This window comes from Streptomyces sp. NPDC028928 (genome assembly GCF_055564915.1).
The window spans coordinates 164,417-182,560 of record NZ_JBVHVI010000013.1; the positions used below are offsets into that span (position 1 = coordinate 164,417).

16 protein-coding genes and 1 pseudogene are annotated in these 18,144 nt (G+C 73.2%); 9 read left to right on the forward strand and 8 right to left on the reverse strand.

Annotation, left to right across the window (positions count from 1 at the left end):
• Positions 1-97 precede the first annotated feature (97 nt).
• The 4 genes from ACZ4U1_RS29455 (at position 98) to ACZ4U1_RS29470 (ending at position 4,692) form a co-directional block, all read left to right on the forward strand.
• Positions 98-1,987, forward strand: coding sequence for an FUSC family protein (locus tag ACZ4U1_RS29455; protein ID WP_467907188.1), 1,890 nt, complete (start codon positions 98-100; stop codon positions 1,985-1,987).
• A 206-nt stretch (positions 1,988-2,193) separates the two neighbouring features.
• Complete coding sequence (locus ACZ4U1_RS29460; protein WP_467907189.1) at positions 2,194-3,582, forward strand: amidohydrolase; 1,389 nt, start codon at positions 2,194-2,196, stop codon at positions 3,580-3,582.
• Positions 3,583-3,696: 114 nt separating this feature from the next.
• On the forward strand, positions 3,697-4,341 hold the full coding sequence (locus ACZ4U1_RS29465) for a DUF899 domain-containing protein (protein ID WP_467907190.1): 645 nt from the start codon (positions 3,697-3,699) through the stop codon (positions 4,339-4,341).
• A gap of 174 nt (positions 4,342-4,515) precedes the next feature.
• The gene (locus tag ACZ4U1_RS29470) at positions 4,516-4,692 is read left to right on the forward strand and encodes a hypothetical protein (RefSeq protein ID WP_467907191.1); all 177 of its coding nucleotides are present in this window, start codon (positions 4,516-4,518) and stop codon (positions 4,690-4,692) included.
• A 33-nt stretch (positions 4,693-4,725) separates the two neighbouring features.
• Here the strand turns inward: ACZ4U1_RS29470 and ACZ4U1_RS29475 are convergent, their stop codons facing one another.
• The 3 genes and pseudogenes from ACZ4U1_RS29475 to ACZ4U1_RS29485 form a co-directional block, all read right to left on the reverse strand.
• Positions 4,726-6,825, reverse strand: coding sequence for an ABC transporter ATP-binding protein (locus ACZ4U1_RS29475; RefSeq protein ID WP_467907192.1), 2,100 nt, complete (start codon positions 6,823-6,825; stop codon positions 4,726-4,728).
• A 336-nt stretch (positions 6,826-7,161) separates the two neighbouring features.
• Positions 7,162-7,554, reverse strand: coding sequence for a hypothetical protein (locus ACZ4U1_RS29480; protein WP_467907320.1), 393 nt, complete (start codon positions 7,552-7,554; stop codon positions 7,162-7,164).
• A 386-nt stretch (positions 7,555-7,940) separates the two neighbouring features.
• Positions 7,941-8,516: pseudogene (locus tag ACZ4U1_RS29485) on the reverse strand (ATP-binding protein); the annotation flags it as partial.
• Between the two features lie 269 nt (positions 8,517-8,785).
• On the opposite strand from ACZ4U1_RS29485, the gene ACZ4U1_RS29490 reads away from it, so the two are divergent.
• Together ACZ4U1_RS29490 and ACZ4U1_RS29495 are read left to right on the forward strand one after the other, a co-directional pair.
• A complete protein-coding gene (locus tag ACZ4U1_RS29490; RefSeq protein WP_467907193.1) occupies positions 8,786-9,646 on the forward strand; it encodes a helix-turn-helix domain-containing protein in 861 nt (286 codons plus the stop codon).
• Entirely contained in the window at positions 9,647-9,901 is a 255-nt protein-coding gene (locus ACZ4U1_RS29495; RefSeq protein ID WP_030348027.1) for a DUF397 domain-containing protein, read from the forward strand.
• 90 nt (positions 9,902-9,991) lie between these two features.
• Here the strand turns inward: ACZ4U1_RS29495 and pdxR are convergent, their stop codons facing one another.
• Complete coding sequence (gene pdxR / locus ACZ4U1_RS29500; RefSeq protein WP_467907194.1) at positions 9,992-11,431, reverse strand: MocR-like pyridoxine biosynthesis transcription factor PdxR; 1,440 nt, start codon at positions 11,429-11,431, stop codon at positions 9,992-9,994.
• A gap of 47 nt (positions 11,432-11,478) precedes the next feature.
• Here pdxR and ACZ4U1_RS29505 point away from each other — a divergent pair, with 47 nt between their 5' ends.
• Positions 11,479-12,003 (forward strand): carboxymuconolactone decarboxylase family protein, encoded by a 525-nt coding sequence (locus tag ACZ4U1_RS29505; protein WP_467907195.1) that lies wholly within the window; start codon positions 11,479-11,481, stop codon positions 12,001-12,003.
• Between the two features lie 55 nt (positions 12,004-12,058).
• Here the strand turns inward: ACZ4U1_RS29505 and ACZ4U1_RS29510 are convergent, their stop codons facing one another.
• The 3 genes from ACZ4U1_RS29510 to ACZ4U1_RS29520 all read right to left on the reverse strand — a co-directional run bounded on the left by ACZ4U1_RS29510 (position 12,059) and on the right by ACZ4U1_RS29520 (position 15,098).
• Complete coding sequence (locus ACZ4U1_RS29510) at positions 12,059-13,546, reverse strand: glutamate synthase subunit beta (RefSeq protein ID WP_467907196.1); 1,488 nt, start codon at positions 13,544-13,546, stop codon at positions 12,059-12,061.
• 273 nt (positions 13,547-13,819) lie between these two features.
• A complete protein-coding gene (locus tag ACZ4U1_RS29515) occupies positions 13,820-14,299 on the reverse strand; it encodes an anthrone oxygenase family protein (protein WP_467907321.1) in 480 nt (159 codons plus the stop codon).
• Positions 14,300-14,402: 103 nt separating this feature from the next.
• Complete coding sequence (locus ACZ4U1_RS29520; protein WP_467907197.1) at positions 14,403-15,098, reverse strand: DUF2293 domain-containing protein; 696 nt, start codon at positions 15,096-15,098, stop codon at positions 14,403-14,405.
• 624 nt (positions 15,099-15,722) lie between these two features.
• Between ACZ4U1_RS29520 and ACZ4U1_RS29525 the strand changes: the two genes are divergently transcribed.
• Together ACZ4U1_RS29525 and ACZ4U1_RS29530 are read left to right on the forward strand one after the other, a co-directional pair.
• Complete coding sequence (locus ACZ4U1_RS29525) at positions 15,723-16,355, forward strand: nucleoside/nucleotide kinase family protein (RefSeq protein WP_467907198.1); 633 nt, start codon at positions 15,723-15,725, stop codon at positions 16,353-16,355.
• An 83-nt stretch (positions 16,356-16,438) separates the two neighbouring features.
• Positions 16,439-16,852, forward strand: coding sequence for a PPOX class F420-dependent oxidoreductase (locus ACZ4U1_RS29530; RefSeq protein WP_467907199.1), 414 nt, complete (start codon positions 16,439-16,441; stop codon positions 16,850-16,852).
• 57 nt (positions 16,853-16,909) lie between these two features.
• On the opposite strand, the gene corA is transcribed toward ACZ4U1_RS29530, so the two are convergent.
• Positions 16,910-18,037, reverse strand: a complete 1,128-nt coding sequence (gene corA / locus ACZ4U1_RS29535) for a magnesium/cobalt transporter CorA (protein WP_467907200.1) — start codon at positions 18,035-18,037, stop codon at positions 16,910-16,912.
• Positions 18,038-18,144: the final 107 nt, after the last annotated feature.

Consider the following 18,144-nt stretch of genomic DNA (forward strand, 5'->3'; position numbering starts at 1 on the left):
GGGCGAAACGTGATCGTCCCGTTTGCCGGGGGAACGCGATCTACCGTGGAAGCACATCCACCGGCCACCGTCGTCCGAAGGCCCACCCCGCCCTCGTATGAACAGGAGCCCTGTGTCCCGGCCCGCCGTACCCCTCTGGCTCGCCCATGCCTTCCGTGCTCAGCGCGGTCCCGTTCCCTGGAGTGCGGTGTGCCGGGGTGCGCTGGCCGCCGGGCCGTTGCTGCTGGCCGGGATGCTCGGCGGGCAGACCGCCTCCGGGGTGCTCGCCGCCATCGGCGCGATGCTCGCCGGGATCAACGACCGGCCCGGCAGCCGGCGGGCCTCCGTGAAGCGGCTCGGGGTGCCCGCGGCGGCCGGGGCGCTGGGGGTGCTCGTGGGGACGTACGCCGGGCAGGGACTGGCCGCCGTACCGCTGACGCTGGCGCTCACCGCGCTGGGACTGGTCGCCGGCGGCATCAGCGCGGTCGGGCCCGTCGCCTCCGCCGCCGGTACCCAGCTGCTCGTCGCCGCGGCCATCGGCGCCGGCATGCCCGCCGCCGAGAGCGGCTGGCAGCGGGCCGTGGCCTTCCTGGCCGGTGCCGGCTGGCTGCTGGTGCTGCGGCTCGCCCTGCCCACCCCGGGCTCACTCGCCGGGGACTTCCGGTTCGACGGGGAGCGGCAGGCGGTCGCCGACGTCTACGACGCGATCGGCGCGCTCGTCGCCGCCGTGGGCGGGGAGCACGCCACCGCCCGGCGGGCCGCGCTCACCGCCGCGCTCGACCACGCCCAGGACGCCCTCGCCGGGCCCCGGCTGCGCCGTCACGCCGGCTCGGCCGCCGAGCGCCGGCTGCACGCCCGGTTCGCGGCGGCCCTGCCCCTCGCCGAGGCCGCCACCGCCCTGTACTGGGCCGGGGAGCCCGTGCCGGCGCGGGCGGCGGAGGGGCCCCGGCGGCTCGCCGCCGCCGTGCGCGGCGACACCGGCACCGGCCCGCTGCCCGCGCCGCACCTCCCGCACGCCCGGCTGCGCTCCCGCGGCGCCACCCCGATGGTCCCCGCCCTGCGAGCCCTGGACGACGCCCTGCTGCGCGCCGCCGAGGCCTTCGACGGCGGTGAGGGCGCCCAGCGCGGACTGCTCGGCCGGCGCCGGGACGTCCGGCACGCGCTGCGGGCCGCGCTCGGCGCCGGCGGGCGCGAGTACGGGCTGCGCGTCGCCCTCTGCTTCGGCGCCAGCGCCGCCATCGCCCAGGCCCTGCACCAGACCCGCTGGTACGGGCCGCACACGCACTGGTACTGGCTGCCCGCCACCGCCGTCTTCCTCGTCAAGCCCGACCTCGGCCCGCTCGCCTCGCGCGTACTGTGCCGGGCCGCCGGGACCGTGCTCGGCGCCCTGGTCTTCGCCGGCTTCGCCGCGCTGCTGCCCCGCCCGGCGGGCCTGATCGCGCTGGTGGCGGTGTGCGGCGCCGTCATACCGGTCGCCACCCGGCACTTCGCCGCGCTCACCGCCGTCGTCACCGTCCTCGTCCTCGCCCTGGTCATGGCCGGCGGGGAGCCGCAGGCCTCGGTCAGCCGGATCGGCGAGACCCTGCTGGCCTGCGCGCTCGTCCTGGTCGTGGGGCATCTGCCGATGCCGGGGGAGCGGGGCGGCGGGGTCCGGGCCCGGCTCACGGCGGCCGGCGGCGCCGCGCACGCCTATCTCCTGCACGTCCTCGGCGAGTCCGGTGACCGCGCCGAGCGGTGGGCACTGCGCCGCGAGGCCTATCGCGCCCTGGCCGAGGCCCGCACCGCCATCGCGCTCTCCGCCGCCGAACTGCCCGCCCTCGCCCGGCACACGGCGGGCACGGACGCCGTCGCCGAGGTGCTGGAACGGCTCGTGGACACCACCACGGCCTGCGCCGTGCACCTCGACGACACCGGCCGGCTCACCCCGCGGCACCTCGCCCAACTGCGCGAGGCGCTGGGGGAACTGGAGCAGCGGGGGATGCGGGTGCCGCTGCCCGCCGCCGCTTAGCCGCGCCCCCCCCCGGTGGCCGGGCGACCCGCTCATCCACACCGGGGCGTGGTCCGAACCGGGCGTGTCGCGTCGTTCCGCGCGAATCGTCCCACCGCGCCGGCCGCAGCAGGGCCGGGAAGACGGCCGCGGCCGGCGGGGGCGCCGCGGGACCGGATGCGCGGTTCGGCTCACCTCACGGTGCGAGGGGGCCGTACGTTGGGCTCATGAGTGCCGTCGGACCCCTGAGCGCCTCTCCCGCCGACCTGGTCGTCACCGGCTGCACGGTCCTCGTGCACGAAGAGCACGACGACCCCGAGGAGGGGGAACGGATCGGGTTCCGCGAGGACGCCGCGATCGTCGTCCGTGACCGGGTGATCGACGCGGTGACGACGGCCGCCGCCGCCCGGGACGTACCGGCCGTGACGCGGATCGAGGCACGCGGCCAGGTGGCGCTGCCCGGGCTGATCAACTGCCATACGCACGCGCCGATGACGGCACTGCGCGGGCTCGCCGAGGACCTGCCGACCGAGGAGTGGTTCAACGACGTCGTCTGGCCCGTCGAGAGCAATCTCACCGAGCGGGACGTGGAGCTGGGGGCGCGGCTCGCCTGCGCCGAGATGATCCGGGGCGGGGTGACCTGCTTCGCCGACCACTACTTCCACATGGACACGGTCGCCGACGTCGTCACCGAGTGCGGACTGCGCGCCCACCTCGGCGAAACCTACTTCTCCAGCCAGGGCCCCGGAGCGCGGGAGGCGGCACTGGAGTTCGCGCTCCGCCGGCGCGGCGCCGCCGACGGCCGCATCACCACCGCCCTCGCCCCGCACGCCCCCTACACCGTCACCGACGCCGACCTCACCGTCACCGCCGAACTCGCCCGCGCGCACGGCCTGCCCGTCCACATCCACGCTGCCGAGAACCGCGACCAGACCGACACCAGCCTCGCCCGGTACGGCCGCACCCCCATCGAGGTCCTGGACCGCACCGGACTCCTCGACACCGACCTGCTCATCGCCCACGGCACCGGCATCGTGGAGCGGGACCTGCCGTTGCTGGCGCGCACGGGCGGCCGTACGGCCGTGGCCACCGCGCCCCGCGGCTACCTCAAGTTCGCCTGGCCGACGACCACTCCGGTACGGGCCCTGCGCGCCGCCGGCGTCCCGGTCGGCCTCGCCACGGACGGCGCCGCCTCCAACAACTCCCTCGACGTATGGGAGGCGATGGCGCTGACGTCCCTGATCCAGAAGTCCACCGAGGGCGACCCGCGCTGGCTGACGTCCCGCCAGTCCCTGCACCACGCCACCCGGCAGAGCGCCCGCGCGGTCGGCCTCGGGGACCGGATCGGCACCCTCGCGCCCGGCCGGTGCGCCGACATCGTCCTGGTCGACCTCACCGGCCCGCACACCCAGCCGGTCCACGACCTCGCCGCCACCCTCGTGCACAGCGCCCGCGCCGCCGACGTCCGCACCACCGTCGTGGACGGCCGCGTGCTGATGCGGGACCGCCGACTCCTCACCCTCGACGTGCCCGCGGTCGTACGGGAACTGACGGCCCGGCTGCCCGCGCTGACCGCGCGCGACCACGGGCGGCGTGTCCAGGAGTACGACACCTGAGCTCCCGCTGACGGCCTCGCTTTGAGCGGCCAGGAAAAAATCTCCACGCCCTGCGATGAGTTCCGCGCACGCCGACGGTCATCACCCCGAACCGACCGTCGGACAGGAGGACCCATGTCGCTTCCGGAGATCGTCTCGCGCGAGCAGTGGCGCGCGGCGCGCGAGGAGTTGCTGCGCAAGGAGGAGGCGGTCAGAAGAGCGCGGGAGGTCCTGGGTGCCGAGCGCCGGCGGCTGCCCATGGTCGAGGTCGACCCGGAGTACGTCTTCGAGGGCGGCGACGGCAAGGCCACCCTGCTCGACCTGTTCGAGGGGCGGACCCAGCTCGTCGTCCACCACTTCATGTTCGCCCCGGAGTGGGAGACCGGCTGCCCGTGCTGTGCGGCCTTCCTCGACCAGATCGGCCACCTCTCCCATCTGCGCGCCCGGAACACCTCCTTCGCGGCCGTCTCCCGGGCGCCGTTCACCCGGATCCTGCCGTTCAAGGCGCGCATGGGCTGGGCGGTGCCCTGGTACTCCTCGGCGCACAGCGACTTCAACCACGACTTCGAGGCCACCGTCGACTCGGGCGGCGACCTGGTCGAGCGCCCGGGCCTCAGCTGCTTCCTGCGCGACCACGACCGGGTCTTCCACACCTACTCGGTGTACGACGATGGGCTGGACCGGCTGGGCACCACCTCGGCCCTGCTCGACCTGACCGCGCTCGGCCCCAGCCCCGCGGGCAGCGACCGGCTCCGCCTGCACGACGAGTACGACTCCTGACACGTGCGGTGCCGTCAGTGATACGGAGGGTGCGGTTCGTGTCACAAGGTGAACGGACCCTCACCGTCCGCGCCGACCTGGTGTCGGCAATGTCTCAGTCGCGTCACCGAGCGAGGCCTTTCCCCTCTCCAGAGCGTTAACTCCTCTACGAACGACGCTTTCTGGAGGTGCGAGATGGTGAACGGGCGAACGGTGCTCGAACGCTTTTCCGCCGGAGGTCCGCGCGGATCCTGGCCCGCGGAGGAGTTCGCGCACGCGCGGCGTCTGGAAGGCCTGCCCGCGGAGGTCGTCATGGACCTCGCGACGGACACGTTCCTGGTGATCGTCCGCGGCGGCGAGTCCGTCGAGTGAGCCGGTTCGCTGCGCCGAGGCCGGTCCGCGGGGTCAGGCCGGTCTCGGGGCCGGCACCCGCGTGGTGAACTGCTGCGCCTGGAGCGTGTACAGGTCGGCGTAGACGCCGCCCCTGGCCAGCAGTTCCTCCGGAGTGCCGGACTCCACCAGCTTTCCGTGCTCCAGCACGTGCACCAGATCGGCGTGCCGGACCGAGGCCAGCCGGTGGGTGATGAGCACGACCGTCTGCCCGCCGCCCGCCAGCGCCCGGATCTTCTCGAACACCTCCAGCTCGGCCCGCGCGTCCAGCGCCGCCGTCGGTTCGTCCACGATCAGGATGCTCCCGCGCCGGTAGGCCGCCCGGGCGATGCCGAGCCGCTGCCACTGGCCGCCGGACAGCTCGTGCCCGCCGCTGAAGTTCCGGGCCAGCAGCGTGTCCAGGCCGCGCGGCAGATCCGCGACCACCTCCTCGGCCCCCGCCTCGGCGATCGACGCGGCCAGCCGCTCCTCGGTCATCGGTGCGGCGGAGCGGCCGACGGCCACGTTCACCCGCGCGGTGAACGGCCACCGCTTGAAGTCCTGGGCCACCATCGCGATGCGCTCCGCGAGCAGCCGCCGGTCCGCGCGCGCGGCGTCGACCCCGTCCCACAGGATCCGGCCCCGGTCCGGCGTGTACAGCCCCGCGAGCAGCTTGACCAGGGTGGTCTTGCCCGAGCCGTTCTCGCCGACGAGCGCGATGATCCGGCCGAGGGGGAGGGAGAGGGTGACGTTGTCGAGGGCGGGGCGGGGTGGGCTGCCGCCCGGGTGCTGGTCGGTGGGGTGCTGGTCGATGGGGTGTTGGTCGGTCGGGTGCTGGGCGGTGGGGGATTGACGGGTCGGGGACTGGTCGGTGGGGGATTGGTGGGTCGGGTGCCGGCCGGCCGGCCGCTCGTCGGCCGGGTACTCGTCATGCGGGTAGCTGAAGGTGACGTTCTCGAAGCGGATCTCCTTCGGGTGGTCCGGCAGCGGCTCCCCGCCCACCGGGATGGCCCGCTCGGCCGCCGCGGCGTACATCCGCTGCAGATCGCCCACGAACAGGGCCTCCTCGTGCAGCTGGTTGATCTCCAGCACCAGCGTGTCCAGGTTCGCCGCACCCGTACGGATCGCGATCACCGCCGTACCCGCCACCGACAGGGCCATCGCGCCGGCCAGCAGCAGCGCGCCCAGTGTCGCGTACGTCGCTAGGGTCGCCAGGCCCGTCCAGGCCGCCGCGATCAGTCCGGTCCGCGCGGCCAGCCGGGCCAGCCGGGCCTGCTCCGCCTCCGCGGTCTCCGACATGGACCGGAAGTGGCGCAGCAGGAACGGACCCACCCCGTGCACCCGGATCTCGGGCGCGGCGGCCGGCTCGGTGAGCAGGCTGCTGATCAGCTGGCCGGCCCGCGCGTGCTGCACCCAGGTGTGGAAGGACTCGTAGCGGCGCCGGGCGTTGGTCAGCGCGCTCCAGGCGCTGGGGAGGGTCATGGTGACCAGCAGGGGCATCAGCGCCGGATGCAGCACGGTGAGCACGCTCGCCGCGGCCACCAGCGAGATCATCGCGTTGATCACCCGGGCGCTGTAGCCGATCATGTGCCGGGCCGACCGGGCGCCGTACTGGGCCGTGTCCAGCAGTTTGTGGAAGGCGTGGTCCTCGATCGCGGCCAGCTCGACGTTGGCCGCCCGCTCCAGGTACAGCTCGGTCGCCACCCGCTCCACCTTGGGCTCCAGCCGTCCGGTGGCGTAGGTGGAGGCGGCCCGCAGCAGCGCCGCGACCAGCATCACGACGGCCAGCACGGCGAGGGCCGGAGCGGCCGAACGCAGCCGCTGGGCGATGTCGGGGCCGCTGAGCAGCTTGCCGAGCGCGGTGTTCACGGCCAGCAGGCTCACCGCCTGGGCCACGCCACGGCCCACCTCGGCGGCCAGCAGCACCCGGGCGGCCCGTGCGTCGGCCTGCCGGGCCAGCCGGAGACTGGACGCCAGCATGCCGGGCAGCCGGGTCGTCATCGCCCGGAAGCTCAGCGTCAGGAAAGCGTCCGCGTGCTGGTTCCAGCCCATGTCGTACCGCAGCGGCCCGCCGAACAGCAGCCTCTCCGACGCCGACACCACGGGTTCGGCGGCCTCCTGTCTCTTCCCCACCATGACCTCCCGGACCCCGACGGAACGGCCACTATCGCCGCCGCAGCCGCTGCCCGGCAGGGCGCGAGGGGACGTATGAGGGGCGCGGAAGGAGCACGGGCGACAGCTGTCGGTTGTGAGATGTGCGACGGCTACGGGTTGTGGGGTGTGCGACGGCTCCGGGTTGTCGGGTGTGCGACGGCTCCGGTGTGTGTGGTGCGCGACGGCTCCGGGTGGTGGGATGTGCGACGGCTCCGGGTTGTCGGGTACGCGACGGCTCCGGTGTGTGTGGTGCGCGACGGCTCCGGCTCGTGGGAGGCGCGATCGGCGGGGGAGGCCCGGTGGCGGTGAGCGGGGCGGTTACGCCGAGACGGCCCGCGACCAGTCCGGAGCCGTACCCGTCACCCGGCACAGGGCCAGGTACAGCGGGATCGGCGGGGTGTACGGAACCGTGCCTTCCGGGCGGTGGATCAGCCGGGCGGTGCCGTTGACCAGGGCGCCGGCCGCGTAGCGGGCCGGGGACGGCCAGGGCAGGGCGTAGTCGGAGTCCGACGGAACGATCCACCACCAGTGCGAGCCGTCGGTGTACACGCAGCCCACGCGCGGCAGCCGGGGTACGACGAGCGGACCGAGGCGATCGGGCACGGCCACGGCGTCGCAGCCGAGCGGGGCCGTCATGCCGTCCGGTATCGACAGCCGGCGGTCCGGCTCCGGGGCCGGCCGGCGACGCTGCAGCCGGACGAGCGTGTTCAGTCCGAGGGCGTGCTCCTGCCCGGTACCGGTCCTCCGAGTCCCACCCGCTCCACCGGCTCCACCGAGCCGGCCGGCCCCGGTCACGGGCCCTCCCCGGCAAGGCGCTGCTCGGGGGCGCGGTACGGGTGCTGGTCGCGGTGTGCGGCGTTCCGGTGCTGGTCCGGATGCCTGATGTGCCGGTGCTGCTCGGGCGGCCGGCGCGGCGGCTGACCGGCGGGAACATGCCGGTGGTACTCGGCCTCCCCGTGCCCGTGCTGCCCGGCCTCCCCGTGCCCGTGCTGCCCGGCCTCCCCGTGCCTTTGCTGACCGGCCTCCCCGCCCCCGTGCTGCCCCGGTTCCGCCCGCTCCCGCTCCTGCGGTGCTTCCCCGCTCGCCTCGGCCGGGCGGTCCTCGTCGGATTCGTCCGGGCGGCTCGGCTTGGGGCGGGCGCCCCAGCCCAGGTCGCACCGCGGCTCTGCGGTGTCCTCGGCGGCGTCGGTCTGCCGGGGCAGCTCGGCCCACACCAGCAGGCCGGGGCCGTGCTCCTGGGCACCCCAGGCCCGGCACAGCGCGTCCACGAGAAGCAACCCCCTCCCGTGCTCCTCGTCGGGCCGCTGTGGGGACGGATGGGGTTCGCCAGGAGCACAGCCCTCGTCGTGTACGGCTATGCGCACCATGTCGTCGTGGTCGTGCAGCTCGCACACGACCCGGCTGCTCGCGGTGTGCACGATCGCGTTGGTGACCAGCTCGGATATGACCAGGGCCGCGTTGTCGCAGGTGTCCGTGCAGACCGCCCAGCCGGACAGCCGGGCATGCGTCAGGCGTCTCGCCTGCGCGGCGGAACCCGGATGTGCGGCCAGCTCGAAACGGAACCTGCGCTCGGCAGCGCCCCCCTGGGGGGTTGCTGCCGCCGCGGCAGCGAGACCGGAAGGGCCTGCGGCCGCGTCTGTTCCTAAGGGCGCGGACGGAATCACGCCTGCCACTATCTCCCCGCCGCGGACACTTGGCAAGAGTCACTCTGAAAATTGCAGAGTGCTGTGTGACTCCGTGAGAGGCCGTGGCACACTGCTCGCAACAGCACGTCGCGCGGCGCCAATTGGAGTCGTCGGAGACCGGGCCGGTCTTCGAATGAATCTTCGAATGGCGCCGCAGGGCTGTCGGGAAACTTTCGGACAAGGAGCTCCGGCCAGGGGCTTGGGCGGCGGGCTTCGGCACAACGCTTCGATGTGAGGCTTTCGGTGGAGGTGGGAGCGTGAGCGAACCGCGGTCCGCGCCGACGGTGGGCCAGGTGGTCCTCGGCCGGCGCCTGCTGGACCTGCGGGAACGTGCCGGACTGAAGCGTGAGGAGGCCGCCCGCGTCCTCCGGGTCGCCCCCGCCACCATCCGCCGCATGGAGATGGCCGAGGTGGCCCTCAAAATCCCGTACCTGCAACTGCTGCTGAAGGCCTACGGCGTCCCCGACGACGAGGCCGAGGTCTTCGTCCAGCTGGCCGAGGAGGCGAACAGGCCCGGCTGGTGGCAGCGGTTCCACGACATCCTGCCGGGCTGGTTCTCGATGTACGTCAGCCTGGAGGGCGCGGCCGCCCTCATCCGTTCCTACGAGCCGCACTTCGTTCCCGGCCTGCTGCAGACCGAGGACTACGCGCGCGCCGTGCTGAAGTCCGGCGCCGTCGGCCAGACGAGCCCCGACGACATCGAGCGGCATGTCGCGTTGCGTATGCAACGGCAGGAACTGCTCGCCCGTCCCGACGCCCCGCGCTTCTGGGCGGTGATGGACGAGACCGCCCTGCGCCGCCCGGTCGGCGGCCCGGAGGTGATGCGCGCACAGATCGACAAGTTGCTTGAGGCCACGAAGCTGCCCCATGTGACGCTCCAGGTCGCCCCCTTCGCCAACGGGCCGCACCCGGGGACGTACGGGCCCTTCGTGCTGTTCCGATTTGCCATGTCAGAACTGCCGGACATGGTCTACAGCGAGTACCTGACCGGCGCCGTCTACCTCGACGCGCGCACCGAGGTGGCGACCCACCTGGAGGTCATGGACCGCATGGCGGCCCAGGCCGCTACGGCACAACGCACGAAGGAGATCCTCCGGGATCTCCGCAAGGAGCTGTGAATGGATCGCATCAAGCCGCGCGGACGCGTCTACAACGGCATGCCCGCGCGGGAGTTGGGCAGCGAGGGGTGGCACAAGCCCTGGAGCGGCGGGAACGGCGGGAACTGCCTGGAAGCGATGAAGCTGGCCGACGGCCGGATCGCCGTACGCCAGTCGACCGACCCGGACGGGCCGGCGCTGATCTACACCATGGACGAGATGACCGCGTTCATAGAGGGCGCCAAGGCGGGGGAGGCCGACTTCCTGCTGTCCTGACCGCAACCTCTGTTGATCCTGACGCGACGTCCGGTCGCCACACCCGAGTTGGTCGCCGGTACCGGCCCCCGCCCGATCCCCCCCCGCCCGTCACTTCGGCGGCAGCACCTCGCACAGCGCCTCCAGCGCCGCCCCGTAGGCGTGTTCGGCCGGGGTCGCGTACCCCACCACCAAGCCGTCGCCGGCCGCCGTCGGACTCCGCGGATGCCGGAACCCGGCGAGCCCGTCGAGGGCGATGCCCTGCCACGCGGCGGCCTTCACCGCCGACCGCTCCGTGCCCGGCGGCAACCGCAGCACCGCGTGCAGCCCGGCCGCGATGCCCGTCACCTCGATGTGCGGCGCCTGCGCGGCGAGCGCGGCGACGAGCCGGTCACGGCGGCGCCGGTACCGCTGCCGCATCCGCCGCACATGACGGTCGTACGACCCGCAGGCGACGAAGTCCGCGAGCGCGAGCTGGTCCAGCACACTCGCCCAGCCCTCCCGCTCGCCCTTCGCCGCCAGCACCGGCTCCACATACCGCTGCGGCAGCACCATCCAGCCCAGTCGCAGCGCCGGTGACAGACTCTTGCTGACCGACCCGATGTGGATCACCCGCTCCGGATCGAGCCCCTGGAGCGCGCCGACGGGCCGGCGGTCGTACCGGAACTCCCCGTCGTAGTCGTCCTCCAGCACCACCGCTCCCCGCGCGCGGGCCCAGTCGATCACCGCGGCCCGGCGCTCCGGGTGCAGTGGGCCGCCGGTCGGGAACTGGTGCGCGGGCGTCAGCAGCACGGCCCGTTCGCGCCCGAGCGCGTCCACCCGCGCCCCGTGCTCGTCCAGCGGCAGCGGTACGGTGCGCACGCCGGCCGCGGCGAGCAGTTCCCGGTGGAAGCCGAGACCGTATGCCTCCACGCCCAGCGGACCGCGCAGCACCCCGCCCGCGGCCGGCCCGTCCTGGGCGCCCCGGCCGAAGAGGAGCCGCAGCGCGTGGGCGAAACCCGAGCAGATCACGATCCGGTCCGGCTCGGTCCGCACCCCCCGCGCACGTGCCAGGTACTCCGTCAGCGTCTCCCGCAGCTCGCGGCGCCCGGCGGGATCGCCCGGCCCGAACGCCTCGCTCGGCGCCGCCTGCAACGCCCGGCGGTACGAGGCCGCCCAGGCCGCGCGCGGGAAGGCCGACACGTCCGGCGTGCCCTGCCGCAGGTTGTGCCGTGGCCCGCGCGCGCGTGAGGGTGCCTTCACCGGCGTGCGTACGGCGTGGCGCAGCGGCTCCGCCCGCTCCGCGACCCGGGTCCCGGAACCCTGCCGGGCGGTCAGCCAGCCCTCCGCGACCAGCTCCGCGTACGCATCGGCCACCGTGTTGCGGGCCACGCCCAGGTCCGCGGCGAGCGACCGGTACGGCGGCAGCCGGGTGCCCGGCGCCAGCCGGCCGCTGCGCACGGCCTCCCGCAGCGCCCTGGTCAGCGCCGCCCGCCGGCTCCCCGGACCGGACAGCTCCAGATGCAGGTCCGCACCGATCCGCTCGGCGGAATTGACCCACGATTCCGTCATGGAAATGCACCCTACAGCCGGTCTTTCCGGCCCCTACGGTGGAGCGCATGACGACGAACACGATCACCGCCACCGCTCCCGCCGACCTCACCACCGGGATCGCCGCGGCCGAGGCCGCCCGCACCCGCCTGGACTTCGCGAAGGCCGCGCCGAAGGTCTTCCGCGCGATCGTCGGCTTCGACGCCGCCGCCCGCGAGGGCCTGGACCCGGCCCTGGTCGAACTGATCCAGATCCGCGCCTCCCATCTCAACCACTGCGCCTACTGCCTGCACATGCACACCAACGACGCCCGCAAGGCCGGCGAGAACGAGGACCGGCTCCACATGGTCGCCGTCTGGCGCGAGGCGCGGCACTTCTTCACCCCGAAGGAACAGGCCGCCCTCGCCCTGACGGAGGCGGTGACCCTGGTCGCCGACGGCGGTGTCCCCGACGCCGTCTACGCCGAGGCCGCCGCCCACTTCGACGACCGGGAACTGGCCCACGTCCTCTCGCTGATCCTCACGATCAACACGTGGAACCGCGTCGCCCTGGCCACCGGCAAGGTCGCCGGCACGGACGAGCGCACCGGCTGACTCCGCGCCCGATGCGGAGCCGGAGCCCACGGGAGGGAGCCGGTGATGCCGCCGCTCAGACCACCATCGGCCGGTCCGTCGGCCTGATCGGTGCCGGGAGCCGGGAACTCCCGGTCAGATAGAGGTCGACGGCCGCCGCGACCGCCCGCCCCTCCGCTATCGCCCACACGATGAGCGACTGCCCGCGCGCCGCGTCCCCCGCGGCGAACACCCCGGGGACGTTGGTCGCGAAGCCGTCGTCCCGGGCGATCGTGCCACGCGGCTGCAGCGCCAGCCCCAACTGCTCTATCAGCCCGTCCTCCTGGTCGGGCCCGGAGAACCCGAGGGCGAGCAGCACCAGGTCGGCGGGGAGCGTCCGATCGGTGTCCGGCACCGGAAGCCGCCGCTCGTCGACCTCCACCAGATGCAGTGACCGCACATTCCCCCTCTCGTCTCCCGTGAAGCGGAGCGTGGACGCCGCGAACAGCCGCGCGTCCGCGTCCGCCGCCGGCGCCGTACGCAGGTCCCGCGCCTCCTCGTGCGCGGCCGACAGCCGGTAGATCTTCGGGTACGTCGGCCACGGCTCGGTGTCCTCGTCGCGCTCGGCACCCGGCTGTGCGTAGATGTCCAGCTGGGTCACGGACGCGGCCCCCTCGCGCACCGCGGTGCCCAGACAGTCCGCCCCGGTGTCCCCGCCACCGATGATCACGACGTGCTTGCCGGCGGCCGACAGAGGCGAGACCTCCAGATCCCCTTCACACACCCGGTTGGCGAGCGGCAGATACTCCATCGCCTGGTGTATCCCGTTCAACGAGCGGCCCGGCACCGGAAGTTCCCGCCACGCCGTCGCTCCTGTGGCGATCACCACCGCGTCGTACCGGGTCCGCAGCTCGGCCGCCGGAACGTCCCGGCCGACCGCCGTCGAGGTGCGGAACTTCGTCCCCTCGGCGAGCATCTGCTCGATCCGTCGCTCCAGATGGCGCTTCTCCATCTTGAACTCGGGGATGCCGTACCGCATCAGCCCGCCGATCCGGTCGTCCTTCTCGTACACCGCGACCGTGTGCCCGGCCCGGGTCAGCTGCTGCGCGGCGGCCAGCCCGGTGGGCCCGGAGCCGATCACGGCGACCGTCTTCCCGGTCAGCCGCTCGGGCGGACGGGGCGGGGTGAAACCCTCCTCCCACGCCCGGTCGGCGATCGCGCACTCGACGTTCTTTATGGTGACGGCCGGCTGGTTGATCGCCAGCACACACCCCGCCTCGCACGGCGCCGGACACAGCCGCCCGGTGAACTCCGGGAAGTTGTTGGTCGCGTGCAGCCGGTCGCTCGCGGACCGCCAGTCCTCCCGCGAGACCAGGTCGTTCCACTCGGGGATGAGATTGCCCAGCGGGCAGGCCTGGTGGCAGAACGGGATGCCGCAGTCCATGCAGCGGTCGGCCTGCTTGCTGATGATGGGCAGCAGCGCGCCCGGGACGTAGACCTCGTCCCAGTCCCGCACCCGCTGCTCGACGGGCCGCCGCGGCCACTCCTGGCGCGGCGTGGTCATGAACCCCTTGGGATCGGCCATGGGCGTCTTCCTCGCGTACGGGCACCGGAGGCACCGGGTGTACGAAGGGCCGTTCGTCATCGGGCGGCACTCTTTCGGCCACGATACGTCCGCACCGGCGGCGACGCAGGGCGGCGGACAGCGCTTTCTCCCGGGGCTCCTCCGTACCCGGCCAGGAGGGACTGCCCGGGTAAGTCGATCCCACGTCGATCCCACCCGCAGGCCTCAGCAACCGGATCAGGCCGGTTCCGCGATGGGTCTGGCTGGGCCGGCGACAGGTCAGACGGAGTCGGATCAGACGAGGGCCCATATGTAGGCCAGGGTCGCCGCGGCCGAGGCGGCGGTCCGGACGTGGTTCCAGAACGTCCACTCGCGTACGTACCGCGGCCAGTACACGGCGGCCTCAGACGTACCCGGGGTGAGCCCGGCCAGCCGGTCGTTGCGAGGTACGTTCGCGACGATCGTCAGCCCGAACGAGCCGACCAGGTACAGCGCGCTCCCCAGCAGCAGTTCCACCGTCCCCTCGTCCGGCCACACCACGAACGTCACCACCGCTATCAGCGCGCTCAGCGTCGCCGCTCCGATGAACACGGCCATGAAGGCCGGCCGCACCGCTGCGACGTTGATCGCGTTCATCGCCGCGACCCCCTGCGCGGGCGGCAGCGCCGCGAGCCCCCGCATCACGAAGGTCGAGAACCCGCAGAAGACGCCGGCCACCAGCCCCGTCCCGAGGATCCCCGCCACGACCAGCACGAAGAACGGCCCGTCGATCATCTCCACGCCCCCCATTCCGTTCCGTTGCGCCCGGGCCGCTGCCCGGCATCGGCATTCCCGTCACCCCTCAGCGAAAGCCCGGCTCCGGTAATCGGCCCTGACCTCAGCCCGCCTCCTCCCCGGTCTCCTGCCACGCCCGCAGCACGCTCTCCACGGCCGGGGCGATCCGGCGTCGTGCCTCATGCCACGGCACCCCTCTCATCAGCAGCTGGTCGTACGGCGTGTCCACGTGCCGGACGCCCGCCACGACCGCCGAGATCACCGCCCCCTCGGTCAGCGCCCGCCCGGCCGCGCTGCGTCCGACGCGGCCACTGCCCCGCACCGACGCGTGGGACGCGATCGCCCGCGCCCGGTCGGCCGGACAACCGGGGAACAGCCGGAGGATCTCGGCCGCGAACGCCGCCACGAACCGCTCGTCCTCCGCCGCTCTACGCCGCGCGTCCCGTGCCCGTCGCCGGCGCCGTGCCTCCGCGTCCGCCAGACAGCGGGCCTCGGCCCGGGCCAGCGCGGCCTCCTCCACGAGCACGCCCTGGCGTTCGTAGCGGCTCCTGCGCCGGTTGAACCGCACCACCACCGCCGACAGCGTGCTCTCCTCCCGCGCCCTGCGGGTCAGCGCCGTGTCGCCGCGCGGCAGGAACACCAGATGGCCGAGGTCGGCACAGTCCAGGCACCGGGGCGCCCCGTCCTCCAGCATCAGCAGCGACAGCGGACCCCGATGACAGCGGGCACACCGCTTGCGCTTGAACGGCTGGACGACGACAAGCCGGCCGGGGGAGTGGGGAGTTGCGGGAAGCGCCATACGCGGTACTTTCCCCGTCACCGCCCGAGCCTCCCACGCCTGCCCCTGCGTTGTCCTCGCCCGTGGTCCCGCGCTCGCACCTCCTCTCCTTCGTCCGGCCCGCGCCCGTCGCCGTGCGGCTGCTCCCGCCGCCGCGTACCACCCCGTCCGGGCACCACCGTGTCCCAGGCGTCCGCCGCTCGGCGCCGCGCGTCCCGCGTCCGGCGGGCGTGAACGTCACCCACTCCGCACTGCCGGCCCCCTCACCCGACCGACCTCGCCGCCCCTAGCCCGGATCCGCGCCGGCCAGCCATCGGACCGACCGTGCTGACCCGCCGACCGTGCTGACCCGCCATCGGACCGACCGTGCCGACCCCGCCGTCGCATCGACCGTGCCGGCCTGCCATCGCACCGCACGTGCGGGCCCTGCCGCCGGCTCTCCGGGCCGCTCCCTTCTACGCCACTCCCATCCGCCACTCCTTCTGCTCCTGCCGTTCCTTCTGCCGTTCCCTCTGCGGCTTTCCACACCACGCCCCGTCTTCGCCCCCCGGCCAGCGGCCTTCCCCTGGCACCGGCCTCCCCCGCCACTTGTCTCCCCAGGAACACCCCCGCCGTTCGATCCGGCCACCCGGCATCATGGGCCCTGTGCGACTCGAACCGATCACCTGGGACCGGCTGGCCGAGCAGCTCGCCGATCGGCTGGCCGGTGCGGCGCCGGCCGATGGAGGGGCCTGGCCGCGCGTCGGCTTCGACGGTGCCCCCGCCGCCGATCCCGGAGACCTCGCCGCGCGGGTCGGCGAGGCGCTGCGGGTGCGCGGCCGCCCCTCGTTCGTGATCGGCACCGAGGGTTTCCTGCGCCCCGCCTCGCTCCGCCTGGAGCACGGGCGGCGGGACGCGGAGTCGTATTACAGCGGATGGTTCGACACGGGTGCCCTGTGGCGTGAGGTGTTCGGCCCGCTCGACCCCGGAGGCAACGGGCGGGTCCTGCCCGACCTGTGGGACCCGGCCACGGACCGGGCCACCCGTAGCCCGTACGTCCAACTTCCGCCCGGCGGCATCCTGTTGCTCCACGGCCCCCTCCTGCTGCGCCACTGGTTCCCCTTCGACCTGACCGTGCACCTCCTCCTCTCCCCGGGCGCCCTGCGTCGCCGTACCCCCGAGGCCGACCACTGGACCCTGCCCGCCTTCGAGCGCTACGAGGCCGAGACCGACCCGGCCCGAACGGCGGACGTCCTGGTCCGCGCCGACGACCCGCGCCACCCCGCCTGGAGCGGCTGATCCGGCTGCCCTCTTTGGACATCCGGCGCGGCGGTCCAGCCAAACCCCTTTTATATGCGCATGCATATAACTAGAGTGATCTCATGACGACCTCACCAGTCACTCCTGTGGCTTTCGATGACGCCCTCCGCGCTCTGCTGGACGGCAAGAACTTCGCCAGCGTCGCCACCCTCGGCCCCGACGGCGCCCCGCAGAACTCCGTCGTCTGGATCAAGCGCGAGGGCGACAGCGTGCTCTTCTCGTCCGTCGACCGCCGCCAGAAGGTGCGCAACCTCCTCCGCGACCCGCGTATCAGCCTCTCCGTCTTCGACCTGGCCAACCCCTACCGCTCGGCCGAGATCCGGGGTGTCGCCGAGATCCTGCCGGACGAGGGCAAGCGCCTCCCGTACGAGCTGTCGCACAAGTACCTCGGCATCGACCCGCCGGCCGAGAAGGACGACGAGGTCCGTGTGATCGTCAGGATCGTCCCCCAGAAGGTCGTGTCCTTCTCGCCCTGACCGGCGCACCGCCGAGCCCGCGCGACCGCCGGGAACGGCGCCCCGCGACCCCGCCGCTCACAGCCAGCCGTTGCGCCGGAAGCCCCGGTACAGCGCCAGACACGCGGTCGCCATCACCGCCATGACCAGCGGATAGCCGAACCGCCAGTGCAGCTCCGGCATGTGGTCGAAGTTCATGCCGTACACCCCGCACACCATCGTCGGCACGGCGACCACCGCGGCCCAGGCCGTGATCTTCCGCATGTCCTCGTTCTGCGCCACGGTCACCTGCGCGAGATGCGCCTGCAGGATGGAGTTGAGGAGCTCGTCGAACGCGGCGATCTGTTCCTTGACCCGGATCAGATGGTCCAGCACATCCCGGAAGTAGGCCTGTATCTCCGGGGCCACGACCCGTATGGGCCGAGTGGCCAGATCCTCCACCGGGCGGCCCAGCGGCACCACCGCCCGCTTCAGCTCCAGCAGTTCACGCTTCATCTGGTAGATACGGCCCGGGTCCAACCGCGCGCCGTTCTCCGAGAACACCTCCGTCTCGACCTGGTCGATGTCGGCCTGCACCGCGTCCGTGACGGTCAGGTAGTCGTCGACCACATGGTCGGCGATCGCGTGCAGCACCGCGGCCGGCCCCTTGGCGAGCTGATGCGGGTCGGCCTCCAACTCCTCGCGCAGCGGGCCCAGCGAGCCGTGCCGGCCGTGCCGCACCGTGACCACGAAGTCCTTGCCGACGAACACCATGATCTCGCCGGTGTCCACCACCTCGCTGGTCGCCGTCAGCTGCTCGTGCTCCACATAACAGACCGTCTTGAACACCGCGAAGAGCGTGTCCCCGTAGTGCTCCAGTTTCGGCCGCTGATGTGCCTCGACCGCGTCCTCCACCGCCAGCGGATGCAGGTCGAACAGCTCGGCGATGCCCGCGAACTCACGGTCCGTCGGCTCGTGCAGCCCGAGCCAGACGAAGCCCTCACCGGCCTTGCGCACGAGCCGCACCGCATCCACCAGGTCGGCGCACCCCGGCACGCGCACCCCGTCCTGATACGTCACGCAGTTCACCACCGACGAGCCCAGCGGCGACCTGGCGGGATGGCTCAGGTCCACGCGCGGCCGGCGCCGGGCCAGCCGCGCCACCTTGCGCAGGCCGCCGACCCTGCCGAGCCCCGTGACCTTCCGCAGATTCCCTGCCATCGACATCTGGATCTCCTCGCGTGGATCTCCTCGCGCAACGCTTTCGCGCCTTGCCCGGCAAGTCTGCCAGTCCTCGGCACGGCGTGGGCAAACCTGTGGGAACAGGGAGTTCC